This window comes from Salinivibrio sp. ML198 (genome assembly GCF_001996015.1).
Taxonomy (GTDB): Bacteria; Pseudomonadota; Gammaproteobacteria; order Enterobacterales; family Vibrionaceae; genus Salinivibrio; species Salinivibrio siamensis.
On the sequence record NZ_MUEZ01000086.1, the window covers coordinates 1 to 224 of the forward strand.

The following is a 224-nucleotide window of genomic DNA, read 5'->3' on the forward strand; positions in this document are numbered from 1 at the left end:
GTACGGAAGTAGAACTGTGGACGATAGCCTTTGAAGAACGGCGTATGACGGCCACCTTCGTCTTTGCCCAGTACGTATACTTCTGACTCGAACTTGGTGTGCGGAGTGATTGAACCAGGCTTCGCCAGTACTTGACCACGCTCTACTTCGTCACGCTTAGTACCACGCAGAAGAACACCAACGTTCTCACCCGCACGGCCTTCGTCTAGAAGCTTACGGAACAT

1 pseudogene is annotated in these 224 nt (G+C 52.2%); it reads right to left on the minus strand.

Annotated features, from left to right (window positions below):
* A pseudogene (locus BZG25_RS15855) lies at window positions 1-224 on the minus strand (elongation factor Tu); the annotation flags it as partial.